General features: G+C 44.1%; 13 protein-coding genes. 12 read left to right on the top strand and 1 reads right to left on the bottom strand.

The genetic code is table 11. From position 1 onward, the window contains the following. Nucleotides 1-517 precede the first annotated feature (517 nt). The 4 genes from arcD (at nucleotide 518) to arcC (ending at nucleotide 5,628) form a co-directional block, all read left to right on the top strand. Nucleotides 518-1,954, top strand: a complete 1,437-nt coding sequence (arcD, locus tag IOD06_RS12475) for an arginine-ornithine antiporter (protein WP_194621127.1) — start codon at nucleotides 518-520, stop codon at nucleotides 1,952-1,954. A gap of 140 nt (nucleotides 1,955-2,094) precedes the next feature. Further along, nucleotides 2,095-3,339 (top strand): arginine deiminase, encoded by a 1,245-nt coding sequence (gene arcA / locus IOD06_RS12480; RefSeq protein ID WP_194621128.1) that lies wholly within the window; start codon nucleotides 2,095-2,097, stop codon nucleotides 3,337-3,339. 89 nt (nucleotides 3,340-3,428) lie between these two features. After that, nucleotides 3,429-4,439: an ornithine carbamoyltransferase gene (locus tag IOD06_RS12485; protein WP_194621129.1), complete on the top strand. Its 1,011-nt coding sequence runs from the start codon at nucleotides 3,429-3,431 to the stop codon at nucleotides 4,437-4,439. A gap of 238 nt (nucleotides 4,440-4,677) precedes the next feature. Beyond that, a complete protein-coding gene (gene arcC, locus IOD06_RS12490) occupies nucleotides 4,678-5,628 on the top strand; it encodes a carbamate kinase (RefSeq protein WP_194621130.1) in 951 nt (316 codons plus the stop codon). Between the two features lie 415 nt (nucleotides 5,629-6,043). Here arcC and IOD06_RS12495 read toward each other — a convergent pair whose 3' ends face one another. Then, nucleotides 6,044-6,316, bottom strand: coding sequence for a hypothetical protein (locus IOD06_RS12495; RefSeq protein WP_194621131.1), 273 nt, complete (start codon nucleotides 6,314-6,316; stop codon nucleotides 6,044-6,046). A 257-nt stretch (nucleotides 6,317-6,573) separates the two neighbouring features. Here IOD06_RS12495 and urtA point away from each other — a divergent pair, with 257 nt between their 5' ends. The 8 genes from urtA to ureC all read left to right on the top strand — a co-directional run bounded on the left by urtA (nucleotide 6,574) and on the right by ureC (nucleotide 16,409). Beyond that, nucleotides 6,574-7,884: an urea ABC transporter substrate-binding protein gene (urtA, locus tag IOD06_RS12500; RefSeq protein ID WP_194621175.1), complete on the top strand. Its 1,311-nt coding sequence runs from the start codon at nucleotides 6,574-6,576 to the stop codon at nucleotides 7,882-7,884. A gap of 138 nt (nucleotides 7,885-8,022) precedes the next feature. Further along, nucleotides 8,023-9,822 carry an urea ABC transporter permease subunit UrtB gene (gene urtB, locus IOD06_RS12505; RefSeq protein ID WP_194621132.1) on the top strand — a complete coding sequence of 600 codons (1,800 nt, stop codon included), beginning with the start codon at nucleotides 8,023-8,025 and terminating at the stop codon, nucleotides 9,820-9,822. A gap of 10 nt (nucleotides 9,823-9,832) precedes the next feature. Continuing rightward, nucleotides 9,833-10,903: an urea ABC transporter permease subunit UrtC gene (urtC, locus tag IOD06_RS12510; RefSeq protein WP_194621133.1), complete on the top strand. Its 1,071-nt coding sequence runs from the start codon at nucleotides 9,833-9,835 to the stop codon at nucleotides 10,901-10,903. After that, on the top strand, nucleotides 10,903-11,874 hold the full coding sequence (urtD, locus tag IOD06_RS12515; RefSeq protein ID WP_194621134.1) for an urea ABC transporter ATP-binding protein UrtD: 972 nt from the start codon (nucleotides 10,903-10,905) through the stop codon (nucleotides 11,872-11,874). The genes urtC and urtD overlap by 1 nt, the downstream gene beginning before the upstream one ends. A 46-nt stretch (nucleotides 11,875-11,920) precedes the next feature. After that, a complete protein-coding gene (gene urtE / locus IOD06_RS12520; RefSeq protein WP_194621135.1) occupies nucleotides 11,921-12,619 on the top strand; it encodes an urea ABC transporter ATP-binding subunit UrtE in 699 nt (232 codons plus the stop codon). Nucleotides 12,620-12,663: 44 nt separating this feature from the next. Next, nucleotides 12,664-13,680 (top strand): urease accessory protein UreD, encoded by a 1,017-nt coding sequence (locus tag IOD06_RS12525; RefSeq protein ID WP_194621136.1) that lies wholly within the window; start codon nucleotides 12,664-12,666, stop codon nucleotides 13,678-13,680. Nucleotides 13,681-13,830: 150 nt separating this feature from the next. Then, complete coding sequence (ureA, locus tag IOD06_RS12530) at nucleotides 13,831-14,133, top strand: urease subunit gamma (RefSeq protein ID WP_011513329.1); 303 nt, start codon at nucleotides 13,831-13,833, stop codon at nucleotides 14,131-14,133. Between the two features lie 143 nt (nucleotides 14,134-14,276). Continuing rightward, nucleotides 14,277-16,409: an urease subunit alpha gene (gene ureC, locus IOD06_RS12535; protein WP_194621137.1), complete on the top strand. Its 2,133-nt coding sequence runs from the start codon at nucleotides 14,277-14,279 to the stop codon at nucleotides 16,407-16,409. Nucleotides 16,410-16,464: the final 55 nt, after the last annotated feature.

Here is a 16,464-nt window from a genome sequence, read left to right on the forward strand (position 1 = left end):
CGATAACTGACAATATTGGCGCTGTGTGGGCACAAGACAATTTCTACGCCAAGGCGGGATGGTAAGTGATTTATATAAGATGTTCGACATACAGTTGAATCATCGGATATTGGGCCGATTAGGACACGACCTAGTCAGAAATACCAATAAATCCATAATTATATTGTGGTTATGGTACTCGATACCACCTCAATAAACCATCGGAAACTGAATTTATTTTGAGTGTTGTATGATGTATCCAATATAGCCCTGCAAGTTTTTTGACCAACTCAGGATACTAGTTGTACAAAAACTGCTGCCATAGCAAACATTTTTGTCATGAGTTATCACGGTTATTTAATTGGTATAGATACATAAATATTTTTAATGATGGCCATTGAGCTAACAAAACCATGATAATCCATGCTAATATTGTGGAGTTTTCATATATTAAATACTGTTTTTAAATATTCTTCAAGACCAAATCTATTTTGTTGCTTTCATATATTTCTCAATCAGAGAATAAAAGGTCTTCACCATGTCTGAAACAACGCATAATCCATCCGAGAAAAATCTAAACTTTACTGCACTCATTGCCCTTGTCGTAGGCTCTATGATAGGCGGCGGTATATTCTCATTGCCGCAAAACATCGCTGAAACTGCAAGCCCTGGTGCCTCATTGATTGGCTGGGTCATCACTGGCGTTGGCATGCTGATGCTTGCCTTCGTGTTCCAAAATTTAGCACATCGCAAGCCTGAACTTGACAGTGGGGTCTATGCCTATGCACAGGCAGGTTTTGGTAATTATATGGGCTTCAACTCTGCATGGGGCTACTGGCTCTCTGCTTGGTTGGGCAACGTCAGTTACTACGTGCTGATATTTAGTACGCTGGGTTATTTTTTTAATGTGTTTGGAGATGGCAATACCCTGACTGCATTGGTGGGTGCCTCTGTATTATTGTGGGCATACAACTTCATGATTACTAAAGGTATCCAGACGGCTACCTCAGTCAATACGTTGATCACCATCGCCAAAGTGATACCGCTGTTCACCTTTATTGTCATTATTTTTACGGTCTTTAATATGGATCTTTTTAATAGCGACTTTTGGGGCAGAGAGACGGATCTAGGGTCAGTCCCTGATCAAGTTAAAAACATGATGATGGTAACGGTATGGGTATTTATTGGTATTGAAGGGGCCAGTGTGTATTCTGCACGTGCCAAAAAACGCTCTGATATTGGCAAAGCCACCGTATTGGGGTTCATTTTTACGTTAGTACTATTAATGATGGTTAACTTTTTAGCGATGGGTGTTAGATCACTCCCTGAGCTTGCAGCGATGAAAAACCCGTCGATGGCTTATTTGCTAGAGTATGCCGTTGGCCCGTGGGGCGCGACCTTTATCTCAGTCGGTTTGGTCGTCTCGCTGCTCGGTGGTTTATTGGCTTGGACGCTATTCTGCGCCGAAGTTTTGTTCGTTGCCGCCAAAGACAAAACCATGCCGAGGTTCTTTTATAAAACAAATGCCGTTGATGTGCCGGTAAATGCACTATTGGTGTCTTCTGCAGCGACACAGTTATTTTTAGTCATCACCTACTTTAGTAAAAGCACGTATAACAATATCTTTTATCTGTCCACTTCCATGATTTTGATTCCCTATTTCTTTTCTGCCGCTTATGGATTTTTGGTGGCCTATCGCAAAGAAGGTTACAAAGCATCCGAGAGCGCCACAAAAGATATTATTATTGGGGTAACCGCGCTGTTTTATAGTATTTGGCTGTTGTATGCAGCCGGTATTCAGTACTTTTTGCTATCCGCTTTATTGTATCTTCCTGGCGTGGTTCTCTATATAAAAGCACGCAGAGAGCACAGCTATCAGCTGTTCAATACAGCCGAAAAAGTGGTGCTTGCAGTCATTACTGTCAGTGCCATCTATGCAGCCTATGGCCTGTACAGCGGTACGTTAAGCTTGTAGCGACCCTATTAAATAAAATGCCTTCATTTGTAATCACAAAAAACCGTTCGTCGTAATTTTCACATCAGTTGCTTTTTTAGATTGTTCGTCCTCTAAACAGTGGTGAGATACTTGCACCCAAACCGCATAAGGATAAAAAAATGTCTGACAAGTCTTTAGGTGTTCATTCAGAAGTCGGTAAATTACACAAAGTTATGGTGTGTTCTCCAGGTCTCGCCCATCAAAGACTGACACCGCAAAACTGTGATGATTTATTGTTTGATGATGTCATGTGGGTGAGCAAAGCCAAAAGTGATCATTATGATATGGTCACAAAGATGCGAGATCGCGATATTGAGGTGGTTGAGATGCATCAACTGCTCGCACAAACCCTTGATAATAACGATGCCATGCAGTGGATTATGGATCACAAAATCACTGATAATCACGTCGGTACTTTATTGGCTGGCGAAGTGAGAGATTGGTTAACCAAACTTGAGCACAAGAAACTGTCTTCATTTTTAATTGGCGGCGTCACCACTGAAGAGTTACCGAATGATATTGGGGCGTCACTCAAAAAATTATCCGCACTGTCAGGTACGACTGAGTTTGTATTGCCACCACTGCCAAACACTCAGTTCCCTCGCGATTCTTCAAATTGGATATATGGCGGTGTGACGCTTAACCCGATGTATTGGCCCGCTCGCCAGCAAGAAACGCTCCTTATTTCTGCTATTTATAAATTTCATCCAGACTTTAAAGGTGCTGATTTCAAAATTTGGATGGATGATACTGAAGAAGATCTCAGTGGCTGTAGTTTAGAAGGCGGTGATGTCATGCCTATTGGCAACAAAACCGTGCTGATTGGTATGGGTGAGCGAACGTCACAACAAGCGATTACCAGACTGGCCAAGACTTTATTCATCGATGGTTCTGTTGACCATGTCATCGTAGCGGCCCTACCTAAGCAACGTTCTGCAATGCATTTGGACACCGTGTTTACGTTTTGCGACATTGATTTGGTCAACGTGTTTCCGGCAGTGACAGATCATATTACGACCTTTCATATTCGTCCTGACGAAAGCAAGCCACACGGTATAGATGTGCGCGAAGATGACAGACACTTTTTGAAAGTGGTAGAAGAAGCATCAAAGGTCGATAAATTGAGAGTGGTCGAGACAGGTGGCAATAGCTACGAGGTTGAGCGTGAGCAATGGGATGATGGTAATAATGTCCTTGCCCTTGAGCCAGGCGTTGTCATCTCTTATGACCGCAACACTTATACCAACACGTTACTGCGCAAACAAGGTATTGAAGTGATTACGATTCCAAGCTCCGAGCTGGGCCGTGGCCGCGGTGGTGGTCACTGCATGACCTGTCCTATCATTCGCGATCCAACGGATTAGGGCGTGTTGAACCCTACCTGCTCATAGCGTAGATAAATACAGTGATAGTCCATCCAAAATAAACACATACTAAAAATTAAGGAATTATCATGAGTTTCAATCTTCACAACCGTGATCTGCTGAGTCTTATGCATCATAGTGAACGCGAGCTTACCTATCTTTTGGATATGGCTCGTGACCTAAAAAGAGCAAAATACTCGGGCACAGAACAAAAGCATCTTTTGGGCAAAAATATTGCTCTGATCTTTGAGAAAACCTCAACCCGCACTCGTTGCGCTTTTGAAGTAGCGGCATATGATCAGGGTGCCAATGTGACGTTTATTGGCCCAAACTCATCACAGATCGGCTACAAAGAGAGCATGAAAGACACTGCCCGTGTGTTGAGCCGTATGTATGATGCCATCGAGTATCGCGGGTTCGGTCAAGAGATTGTAAATGAGTTAGCAGAATATGCGGATATTCCTGTCTTTAATGGCCTAACGAATGAATTTCATCCCACACAAATGCTAGCAGACGTAATGACCATGCGTGAGCATACCGACAAATCAACCCATCAGATTAAGTATGCTTATTTTGGTGACGCGCGTAATAACATGGGCCGCTCATTATATTTAATGGGCGCTAAGATGGGTATGGACGTACGCCTTTGTGCCCCTAAAGACTTATGGCCTGAAGCAGACTTTTTGGCCACTTGTGCAGACTTTGCCAAAGAGTCAGGTGCCCGGCTTACTATCACTGATGATGTAAAAACGGCGGCAAAAGACGTTGATTTTGTTCATACCGACGTATGGGTATCGATGGGTGAGCCTATTGAGAGCTGGGCTGAGCGAATCGATGCGCTAATGGCTTATCAAGTCAATATGGATCTGATAAAAGCCACTGGCAATCCAAGAGTGAAGTTTATGCATTGTTTGCCCGCTTTTCATAATTCAGATACCGAGGTTGGTAAAAAAATCACTGAAAAACACCCACAGCTCGCAGACGGTATCGAAGTGACCGAAGAGGTATTTGAATCCCCTTACAACATCGCATTTGAGCAAGCCGAAAACCGTATGCATACGATTAAAGCTGTTTTGGTCTCTGCGCTTGGTAATATCTAATGTATGACATTAGCAACGCGTGCTACCGGGGCGTGCCCTCAATTCAATCGATAGTCATCTAAATAGGTTAAAAGTGGCTAAATCTTGCCAAACGGCGTCAAATAGCCGACTAATATCTCGATATTATCTGCGCTATTTTTCTTTTTTGACTGCCATTTATCTAATTTTTATCACTATTTTTGAAATGAAGACACGCCCTGATATGACGTTAACTGAAGACAATGCGTAGGGAAATATCATGAGGTTACTAATTGCCTTAGGTGGTAATGCTTTATTAAAACGTGGAGAGCCGCTATCTGCTCACAACCAACGCCAAAACATCAAGACGGCTGTTGAACAAATCAGCAAGGTCACGGAGGGTAACGAGTTAGTTATTGCTCACGGTAATGGCCCTCAAGTCGGGTTGCTTGCGTTGCAAGGCGCGGCTTACACTGAAGTCGATACTTATCCATTAGACGTTTTGGGCGCAGAAACAGAAGGTATGATTGGCTACATTATCGAGCAAGAGCTTGGGAATGTCTTGCCGAGAGACACATCTATTGCCACCCTACTCACTCAAGTAGAAGTCGACCGTAAAGACCCTGCTTTTAACAATCCAACCAAGCCTATTGGCCCTGTATACTCAAAAGAGGAAGCAGAAAAGCTAAGTGCGCAAAAAGGCTGGGTTGTTAAAGCCGATGGGAAATACTTTAGGCGAGTGGTTGCAAGCCCTAAGCCCAAAAAGATATTTGAGCTAAAACCCATACAGTGGCTGCTTGAAAAAGGTGTGATTGTGATTTGTGCAGGTGGTGGTGGTATCCCAACGGCATTTGATGAAGACGGCTGTTTGCAAGGGGTCGAGGCAGTAATCGATAAAGATTTGTGCGCATCGTTACTTGCCCATAGCCTTGAATGTAAGTTATTGGTGATTGCCACGGATGTGGCGTATGTCTATACAGACTTTGGGACTGACAAACAACGAGGCATCTTGCAGGCGCATCCAGATGCTTTAAGTGAGCTTGATCTTCCTGCAGGCTCTATGGGACCAAAGGTTGCAGCGGCTTGCGAGTTTGCGCGTGCGACTGGAAACACCGCCATCATCGGCTCACTGACCAATATTGCTCAGACACTTGAGGGAGGGGGCGGTACTCGTGTTTCAACGGAGTACGAAGGCCTCACATATGCCGCTGTATCTCCGAAAAACACATAGTAATTCCTCGATTGCATCTGTCGTTTTACGATATAAAATATTTGTTGAGTCGCTCCTGAAATAATCGGTTTAGCGGCTCTGCAGGATATCTATCGGTCTGCCTTGCAGTAGATGGTGGCAACAATAACAGCACTTACCCTCCACGTTACATGAAGAGTGGGTCTGTCGATTCAAGCTTGGCTTTTACCATGACATTGCCAGGAAATACTACTTGGGGTACTCGCAATTCTAATAGTCCTGAATTCTGACCTATGCTGTTAATCCCGTAGACATTAACTTTGAGAGAATGCTTATCCTGCCAAGCTGCAACTATAAATATAGCTTGTAGATAACCACTTATGAATCACCAAGCACTGCTATTCACTTTTATCTCACCATGTACTTGATAGAAAATCACTAACACATAGGTTACCGCCTATACCTCCTCTATCTTCCCCTCTTTTATAACCTCCTCGATAATATTTTGACATCTAATAGTCGGCAGAGATGCCATTTTGATATTAGACCAGCCTTCAACCACCACAGGATGGTTAAGCATGAAGCCAATAATATTAATAACAATCTGTTTAATATCTTGATAAAAAAAGGAATTAATCGGCATTTGAGCTATGCTGACAAAACTTGTAGCTGCGTAACTAAAACCTCCCAAGCTTGTTTCTACGGCTTTGACATTGACAGTATAAGTCACTTTTTAACCAGACACAGATGGTGCATAGAAAATCATAAAAACCATCATGGTGCGAAAAAAGTGCAATATCTCTTAAAAAGACCGATATTGGTGCGTTTATTTTGTATTTTGGAATGGCATAAATATTGAAGTATTAATAGCAGTTAGGAATGGTTTGTTAACTCGGCCTGCCAAGCTGCTACTTTATCTTTTTGGAGAAATACATGTTTTTATTGCCAACGCTTATCACTGCTACTCCTATAAGTACAAATTATCGTATCGACTCAAAACTCACATCACGTTTGTCTCTACTAGCAGTAGCCGTCGTAGGTAGCTTAAGCCTTATAGGTTGTCAAAAACCTGCGGAAACTAGCGCGGAAACCAATTCTACAGCCACAAAAACAGAAACAGCTGAGACGACTACTACCCCTGCGGCAGATGGTGACACCATCAAAGTTGGCATCTTGCATTCTTTATCTGGAACGATGGCCATCTCTGAAACCTCATTAAAAGATACTGCCCTCATGACCATTGATGAAATTAATGCCAATGGCGGTGTGTTGGGTAAGCAGCTAGAGCCAATCGTCGTAGACCCCGCTTCTGATTGGCCGTTATTCGCTGAAAAAGCTCGTCAGCTATTAACTCAAGACAAAGTGGATGTCATATTTGGTGGTTGGACATCGGTGTCACGTAAGTCCGTGCTACCTGTCGTTGAAGAATTAAATGGTCTCATGTTTTACCCCGTGCAGTACGAGGGTCAAGAGCAGTCAGAAAACATTTTCTACACTGGGGCAGCTCCCAATCAGCAAGCTATTCCTGCTGTTGAATACTTAATGAGTCCAGAGGGTGGTAGTGCAGAACGCTTTGTCTTACTTGGCACAGATTATGTCTATCCTCGGACTACTAACCAGATACTGCGTGCTTTTTTGAAGTCTAAAGGCGTCGCTGAAACAGACATCATGGAAGAGTACACCCCTTTCGGTTTTAGCAACTATCAGACCATCGTGGGTAATATTAAAAGCTTCTCGACCGGTAAAAAGACGGCAGTTATCTCTACCATCAATGGGGACTCAAATGTACCCTTTTATCGCGAGCTTGCCAACCAAGGTATTAAAGCCTCTGATATCCCAGTCATGGCGTTCTCAGTAGGAGAAGAAGAACTTCGTGGTATCGATACCAGCTTATTGCAAGGGCATTTGGCATCATGGAACTACTTTATGTCGGTTAAAAATCCTGTCAATAGCGGCTTCACCAAAAAGTATAAGAAATATGCGCTAGATCATAAGCTACCGAATGCTGAAAAGGTCGTGACCAATGATCCTATGGAAGCCACCTACGTGGGTATCAATATGTGGAAACAAGCAGTCGAAAAAGCAGGTACCACTAATGTCGATAAAGTGCGTATTAGTATGGGAGGTCAGACTTTTGACGCGCCATCAGGGTATACATTAAAAATGGATGAGGAAAACCATCACTTATGGAAGCCTGTCATGATCGGTCAAATCCGTGCCGATGGTCAGTTCGATGTGATCAGCAAAACGCCAAAAGTCATTCGTGCTGAGCCATGGAGTCAGTACATTCCTAAATAAGGTTATGGTCACCCAAGCCTTAGTCCCTACTCCTTAGCCCCTTAATGGTATCAATACCAGCAACCCTTTAGCTCCTCTACTGATAAAACAGTTTTCAGTAGAGGTTAGAGGAGTGTTGACTGCAAAAAAGGAACCATCATGTCACATTCTCCTTCCTATTATAAAAGTGACGCGCAAGCCAATTATTCTAATAAGACTTTTGTCATCGCCTTACTATCTTTACTCCTTCTCATTGCTATCACATCGCCTGCTCATGCTCACGAGACACCAGCAGTACACAACCACGGCGAGAAACTATCTACTAATACTGTGGCAGCGACATCCAATGCTGTAAGTGAAGAGACCTTACTTGCTCAAGACGACACCTTACTTGCTCAAAACAAGCAGTCTCTGACTACGCCTGCTAATCTTGCGGTAAGTAAAGGAGATGCTATCGAGCAGTTCGTTGCTGCTGACTTCACCAAGCGCCAAACCATGCTCAATCAGTGGCCGGGGTCAGTTGAGAGTTTGGATACTTTAGTTGAGCTGATAAAAAACGATGAGCTCTACCAAGGTAATGGTGGGCAAACTTATCTACTTAACAGCGAAGATGAGCTATTTACTTATCCTGCTAAGCAGCTGACCACCGAGTGGCCGAGTGACTTGGCGCAAGTGACTTTGACCAATACGCTACGCTCAGCCTTAGTCTTTGGACAAGCCAAGGTTAAGCTTGAGTCAAACGATCCTACACAACGTGTGCAGGCAGTCGCCATCTTAGCGGACAATATCGAACAGCTAGATCCAGCACTCATAAGTACTGCTGCCACTAATGAGGAAGACGACGACGTCAAAACGGCGTTGAGTACTTTACAAGCGAGGATTGATTTTAGAGATGGCGACGTCACTACCCAAATTGCCGCGCTTACCGTGCTTGCTGATAGCGATAGTCCACAAGTCTTAGTTGATGTCAAAAAAGCATTGGCGGCAGATAATATCGATCCTGTGCTCAAATCTGCGCTGTTAGACGCTGAGGATAGTATTGAGCAGCGCATTACCATCAGTACTTGGATAGGTCATCTATTCACGGGGCTTAGTACGGCAAGTATCTTACTACTCGCGGCATTAGGGCTGGCCATTACTTTTGGGCTACTGGGTGTCATCAATATGGCTCACGGTGAGCTCATTATGATTGGCGCTTACGCCACTTATATGGTGCAAAATCTCTTTCAAGCGTATTTCCCTAGTATGACTGGATGGTATCTAGTTGCTGCTATACCCGTCGCTTTCTTAGTCAGTGCCATTATCGGCATGATTATCGAACGAATCATTATTCGCCCGCTTTATGGTCGTGAGCTTGAAACCTTACTGGCAACTTTCGGTGTCAGTCTGATTCTTATGCAGTTGGTTCGGATGATATTTGGCGCGCAAAACGTCGAAGTCAGCAATGTCGACTGGTTGAGCGGTGCTTATCAAGTGTCCTCTAGCCTTGTACTTCCCTTCAACCGTATCGCTATTATCGGCTTTACCATCATTATTCTTATGCTACTGGTGTACTTACTGAACAAGACTCGCTTCGGGCTATTTGTGCGCGCTGTGACTCAAAATCGGCAAATGGCCCGTGCGGTTGGTATTTCATCTGCCCGTATCGATATGTTGGCTTTTGGACTTGGCTCGGGTCTCGCAGGTCTCGCTGGCTGTGCTTTGGCGCAAGTAGGCAACGTCGGACCTGACTTAGGTCAAACTTATATTATTGATGCGTTCTTAGTCGTCGTGGTTGGCGGTGTTGGGCAAGTATGGGGCGCGGTCTTGGCATCTTTAGGTCTTGGTGTCAGTGGTACGGTGCTTGAAATCGGCATTGGTGCTGTGATGGCTAAGATTGTATTACTGGTTCTTGTGATTTTGTTTATTCAAAAACGTCCACAAGGTTTATTCGCCCTCAAAGGCCGTTTTGTGGATTAAGGAGAACCTCATGCGTTTGACTCAATTATTATCTGATTCCCCACGTAATGCCATTTTGATTGGTTTGTGTTTTTTAGTGCTACTGATATTACCTTGGCTCCATTTACTACCTGAAACCTCTAGTTTTCACCTGTCTGCTTACTGGATAACTTTGATTGGCAAAATAATGGCGCTCGCCATGGTAGCACTGGCTTTAGACTTGGTATGGGGCTATGCCGGCATCCTAAGCTTAGGTCATGGTCTTTATTTTGCGCTAGGAGGTTATGCCTTTGGCATGTACTTGACGCGAGAAACTGCTGGCACAGGCTTGCCAGACTTTATGCGTTTTTTGAGTTGGACCGAGCTGCCGTGGTATTGGGCAGGCACTCAATATTTCTGGTGGGCAATGGCTCTAGTGGTGCTAGTTCCCGGTCTGGTCGCTTTTATCTTTGGCTATTTTGCTTTTCGCTCAAAGATTAAAGGGGTTTATTTTTCGATTATTACTCAGGCCATGACCTACGCTGCCGCCTTATTATTCTTCCGTAACGAAACAGGCTTTGGTGGTAATAATGGCTTCACAGGTTTTACCACCCTATTAGGCTATGACATCACCGCCTCTTCTACGAGAGCTGTGCTGTGTTTTACGACCGCTTTGGCGCTGCTACTGTCCTATCTTGGACTACGCTATCTGATGAGCCAGCCTTATGGGCGCGTGCTCGGTGCCATTCGTGATAGTGAAAATCGATTGCAGTATTTAGGCTATCGCACGCTTTGGTACAAGCTTTCTGCTTGGGTATTGTCTGCAGTCATTGCTGGTATCGCTGGTGCTCTATATGTACCGCAAGTTGGCATCATTAATCCGGGCGAGATGAACCCCGTCAACTCTATCGAGATGGCAGTATGGGTGGCTGCGGGAGGAAGAGGTTCACTCATTGGTGCTATCGTAGGCGCAGGTGCAATCAATGCGATTAAGACTTATTTTACTGTCGCCTACCCTGAGTTTTGGTTGCTTATCCTAGGTGGATTATTTGTGGTGGTTACTTTATTTCTCCCTAACGGCATCATTGGCGTACTTGATCGTTTTAAAAAGGAAAAAGAATAATGTTAATAACTAATGCTGCTACTTCTAATGTTGCTACTTCCAAAAAAGTTACTAACGATGCGCTTGTTAAAAACAATCCTAGTATCAATAATCCAATGAAAAACTCTAAAAATACACCACACATAACGGTCTCAGAAAACACGCCTACCCGACCAGTCACTACTTTGGCTGAAGATTACGGAGATAATGGTGGTTTGGCGCATCCTGTTCCCAAATCAGGGCCAGATATGAGACATGGCATTGCGCTGTATTTAGAAGACGTTAGCGTGTGGTTTGACTCGTTCCGTGCACTCAATGATTTATCTTTATATATTGAGGCAGGCGAGCTACGCTGCATCATCGGCCCTAATGGCGCAGGTAAGACGACTTTAATGGATGTTATTACGGGTAAAACGCGGCCTACAAAAGGCAGTGCATTTTTCGGTCAAGTACATAATTTAGCCAAACTATCTACCGAAGAAATCGCGGAAGCAGGCATTGGCCGTAAGTTTCAAAAACCTACCGTATTTGAGAAATTTACTGTACTTGATAACTTAATGCTGGCCGCGCCAAAGGATAAGCGAGTGTCAAAAAGCTGGTTTACTCGTATTGATGCCGAAATCCAAGATACCCTTGACTCAACGCTTGATCAAATACGCCTAAAAGAGCTGATTAACAAGCCAGCAGGACTGTTGTCTCATGGTCAAAAGCAATGGCTAGAGATTGGGATGTTGTTGATGCAAAGACCAAAACTTATCTTACTTGATGAGCCAGTAGCAGGCATGACAGATGCCGAAACTGAACATACTGCTGAGTTATGTCTGCGCCTCAAAAAGAATCATACTTTAATCGTGGTTGAGCATGATATGACTTTCATTGACGCCATAAGTGAGAAAGTGACTGTTTTAGCAAATGGCGCTATTTTGGCTGAAGGCACGTTGAATGAAGTACAGAATAATGAGGCCGTTATTGAGACTTACTTGGGTCGATAATTGATAGTAGTGCTTAGAAATAGACCTAAAAAATAGAGGTGCTTATATGTTAGAAATTAATGCCATAAATCAATATTACGGTGGCAGTCACATTTTACGTGATGTCACCCTCGCCGCTCCTGTAGGAGAATGTAGCGTGGTACTGGGTCGTAATGGCGTCGGTAAAACCACTTTGCTTAAATGCTTGATGGGCATCCTACCAATAAAATCAGGTGAAATTTTATTAGACGGTAAGGACATTAGTCAGATGACGCCTGAGCAGCGTGTGCGCGCAGGACTCGCTTATGTACCGCAAGGACGTGATATTTTTTCCACCTTGACCGTTGAAGAAAACATTCTGATTGGCATGGCGAAATTTTCTCAACGAAAAGCAAGTAAAGTACCCAAACACTTGTATGATATATTTCCAGTGCTGGACGAGATGAAGCATCGGCGCGGTGGCGATCTATCTGGCGGTCAGCAGCAGCAACTCGCTATTGCTCGTGCGCTTGCCTCCGAGCCGTCTGTACTGGTACTTGATGAGCCGACTGAAGGTATTCAGCCCTCTATCATTAAGGACATCGGGCGGGTCATTAGGGATTTGGGTTATCAAGGTGAAATGGCCATTGTACTGGTCGAGCAGTTTTATGAGTTTGCAGAAGAGCTTGCCGATAACTATACCGTGCTCTCTAGAGGACAAGTGGTAGCTCAAGGGGCTGGATGTGACATGGCAAAAAACAACATTCAAGAGTTGGTGGCAATCTAAAAGGACACTTTATAAAAAGACACTTTCTAAAAGGAAATACAATTTTGACTTGGCAATCCTCACTACAGCTTCATTTCGACTGCGCCTCTAATACTGCAAAAACTCGGCTGTATCATCGTGCCCATACTGGCGCACTAATGGTGCAGCGTGCGCTGTATCCTGAGCCTGATAGTACTGATAACAGCCAAGCAGGGATTTGCCATATTTATGTATTGTATCCTCCTGCTGGTATCGCCGATGATGACCGTTTAACATTGGAATTTAACCTACAATCTGACAGCCATGCGGTGATTACCACCCCTGGAGCCGGTAAATGGTACGGGCAACGTAAATCATTACGATCCTCTAGACCCAGCGACTCATCAAAACCTGCCGAGGGTACTCAAGAGACAACTAGCAACGACTCTGACCATCCTCTCAATAATAGCTCCTGTTCCCATATTATCGACAATACCGTCAGCGCAGAACAGCATATCGACGCCCGCCTCGATGACCACGCTGTCCTTGAATGGCTACCACAAGAAAGCATCTACTACGATTATTCCAACTCTAATGCGAATAACCGCTTTTATTTAGCTAAGACAGCAAGTTTGTTGACTTGGGATATTGCGGTGTTCGGACGTCAAGCGTATCAAGAGACGTTTGCTAATGGTCATTATGCCAACCGCTTAGAGGTATGGCGTGAGGGTGATTTATTGGTCAGTGAATGCACCTCCCAACAAGCCAATACGCGCTGGTTTACCTCACCATTAGGACTGAATAATCAACATGTGCATGGCTCTTTTTGGGCAATACCTAGCACAGAGGTCATTGCGCCTGAGTTACAGAATAATCCGCTCAAGCTTGGTCAGTATTTAGATGCCACTATTACCGAGATACGCAATCTCATTGATACGCAGTCACTACCCATTCACTGTACTCACAATTTTCAAGGTATTAATTGCCGTTATTTAGGGGCAGATGTGCGTGCCTGCTTTGAGGCCTTTTACCAAGTCCGCGAGCTTATCAGGTCTAAATGGTACAAGCTTGAGCCTCATCGACCGAGAATTTGGGACACTTAATATCTTGTGCTCCCACTTAATCGCATTCTTAAACAATGCTTAATCAAACCAAAATGACTCTACTTAGTACATTTAACTTAGTACATTTACTTTATAAAGATTAAAAACGGTTAATAGCCTTTAAAGCACAATAATTATTAAGGAAGCTTTATGCAATTAAATCCTACAGAGAAAGATAAACTCTTACTATTTACAGCCGGTATGGTAGCGGAACGTCGTAAAAACCGCGGTGTAAAGCTCAATTATCCTGAGTCTATCGCTTACATTAGCATGTTACTAATGGAAGGCGCGCGTGATGGCAAAACCGTGGCGCAACTGATGAGTGAAGGAGCCACTTATCTCTCTGCCAATGACGTCATGGAAGGCATCGCAGAGATGATACATGATGTCCAAGTTGAAGCCACTTTCCCTGATGGCACTAAGCTGGTGACGGTACATAACCCCATCGTATAGCTTGCTTGTGTATGGTGATGTCTCTGCTCTAGTAATAAATCGCACTAAGAAACGATGTAACCTACTAGTAAAACGGTATAAAACGAAAAACGCTTTAAAATTAAATTGTAGCTAATGCGATAAGACGATTAAGGATAATAAAAATGACGATGAAAGTAGGCGAATATAAGATTAAAGCAGGCGATATAGCATTGAATGCTGGTCGCTGCGTTCAAACCATAGAAGTAATCAATACCGGCGACCGCCCTATTCAAATCGGTTCTCATTATCACTTCTATGAAGTCAATGCAGCACTGAGCTTTGATCGAGAGTCGACGCTTGGCTATCGACTCAATATCCTATCTGGTACTGCGGTACGCTTTGAGCCGGGACAAGCACGAGAAGTGGAATTGGTTGCCATCGCAGGTAATCAACACATATATGGTTTTTCCGGCAAAGTCATGGGCGTTGTAGACCCTAAAACCTCTCAAAACACCTCGAAAAAACGCATTGACCGACGTATTTATGCCGAACATTTTGGCCCTACCACAGGAGATAAGGTACGCTTAGCAGATACTAATTTATGGCTTGAGGTTGAGTATGATTTGACCAGTCATATTGATCACCAGCCTGATATTGATAGTGTTAGCATTGGTGAAGAGGTTAAATTTGGCGGCGGTAAGGTTATCCGCGATGGCATGGGTCAGTCACAGCTAATAGGTGAGCAAGTTGCCGATACTATTATTACCAATGCTCTGATTGTGGACTACAGCGGCATATATAAGGCAGATGTGGCTATCAAAGAGGGTCGTATCAGTGGCATCGGTAAAGCTGGCAATCCTGATATTCAGCCTAACGTGACGTTACCTATTGGCGCGGCTACCGAAATTATCGCAGGAGAAGGTAAAATCTTGACTGCTGGCGGTATCGATAGTCATATTCACTTCATTGCACCGCAGCAGTGTGAGACGGCATTGATGTCTGGTGTAACCACGATGTTAGGCGGTGGTACGGGACCTGCTGAAGGTACTCTTGCCACTACTTGTACGCCTGGTGCCTATCATATTCACAGCATGCTAAAAGCCACTGATGCTATTCCGATGAATATCGGATTCTTGGGTAAAGGCAATGTTAGTTTACCAGCGCCCATTGTAGAGCAAATCGAAGCAGGAGCTATCGGGCTTAAGCTTCATGAAGACTGGGGCTCCACGCCCAAAGCCATTGATAACTGCCTTAGCGTGGCTGAAGAATATGATGTGCAAGTGGCTATTCATACTGATACGTTAAATGAAAGCGGCTATTTAGATAGCACTCTAGGTGCGTTTAAAGACCGCTGTATTCACACCTTCCATACCGAAGGCGCTGGCGGTGGTCATGCTCCAGATATCTTAAAAGCTATTGGCGAAACCAATGTTTTACCCTCATCAACCAATCCAACGCGCCCTTTCACCATTAATACTATTGACGAGCATCTCGACATGCTCATGGTTTGTCACCACTTAAGCCCAGCTATTGCTGAAGATGTCGCTTTTGCAGAAAGCCGTATTCGTAAAGAAACCATTGCCGCTGAAGATATTTTACAAGATATGGGCGCTATCTCCATGATGAGTAGTGATTCGCAAGCGATGGGACGCGTGGGAGAAGTCATTATTCGCACGTGGCAAACGGCTGATAAGATGAAAGCCCAGCGTGGTCACCTTGCTCCTGATCAATCAGCTAAAACTGAGCAATCCTTAGACAATATCATGCTAAGTCCTACGGATTCTGATAGCGGCAATGACAACTTTCGTATCAAACGCTACCTCGCAAAATACACCATCAATCCCGCTATTACCCATGGCATTAGTGATGAAGTAGGATCACTTGAGTTGGGAAAATGGGCAGATTTAGTGTTGTGGTCGCCTGCATTTTTTGGTGTAAAGCCTGATTTAATTATAAAAGGCGGCTTGATTGCAGCGGCACCTATGGGTGACCCCAATGCTTCTATCTCTACCCCACAGCCTGTGCACTATCGCAGCATGTTTGGCAGCTTCCCCAAGACAGTAGCGCAGACTTGCATCACCTTTATGTCAAGTGCGGCTATTGATAAGGGTGTTGATAGGCAATTAGGATTAGAAAAGGTAATTAAAGCGGTACACAACATCCGTCAGGTACGTAAACAAGACATGAAGTTTAACAGCTACTGTCCTCAGATGGAGGTCAACCCTGAAACCTATGAAGTGTATGCCGATGGTGAGCTGCTGACCTGTGAGCCTGCCGACTACCTACCGATGGCACAGCGCTACTTTTTATTCTAGCTGCTTTTTATTGTCGTGCTGATAATTCCCCATCAGCTGTGAATAATCTACTTTA

The organism is Psychrobacter sp. N25K4-3-2 (genome assembly GCF_015351755.1).
Classification (GTDB): domain Bacteria; phylum Pseudomonadota; class Gammaproteobacteria; order Pseudomonadales; family Moraxellaceae; genus Psychrobacter; species Psychrobacter glaciei.

Bases quoted from the DNA above. Each gene is read 5' to 3' on its own strand.
- urtD (WP_194621134.1), top strand. From the start codon at position 10,903: ATGTTAATAACTAATGCTGCTACTTCTAATGTTGCTACTTCCAAAAAA.
- ureA (WP_011513329.1), top strand. From the start codon at position 13,831: ATGCAATTAAATCCTACAGAGAAAGATAAACTCTTACTATTTACAGCC.
- IOD06_RS12485 (WP_194621129.1), top strand. From the start codon at position 3,429: ATGAGTTTCAATCTTCACAACCGTGATCTGCTGAGTCTTATGCATCAT.
- urtC (WP_194621133.1), top strand. From the start codon at position 9,833: ATGCGTTTGACTCAATTATTATCTGATTCCCCACGTAATGCCATTTTG.
- arcD (WP_194621127.1), top strand. From the start codon at position 518: ATGTCTGAAACAACGCATAATCCATCCGAGAAAAATCTAAACTTTACT.
- arcA (WP_194621128.1), top strand. From the start codon at position 2,095: ATGTCTGACAAGTCTTTAGGTGTTCATTCAGAAGTCGGTAAATTACAC.
- ureC (WP_194621137.1), top strand. From the start codon at position 14,277: ATGACGATGAAAGTAGGCGAATATAAGATTAAAGCAGGCGATATAGCA.
- urtB (WP_194621132.1), top strand. From the start codon at position 8,023: ATGTCACATTCTCCTTCCTATTATAAAAGTGACGCGCAAGCCAATTAT.
- urtE (WP_194621135.1), top strand. From the start codon at position 11,921: ATGTTAGAAATTAATGCCATAAATCAATATTACGGTGGCAGTCACATT.
- arcC (WP_194621130.1), top strand. From the start codon at position 4,678: ATGAGGTTACTAATTGCCTTAGGTGGTAATGCTTTATTAAAACGTGGA.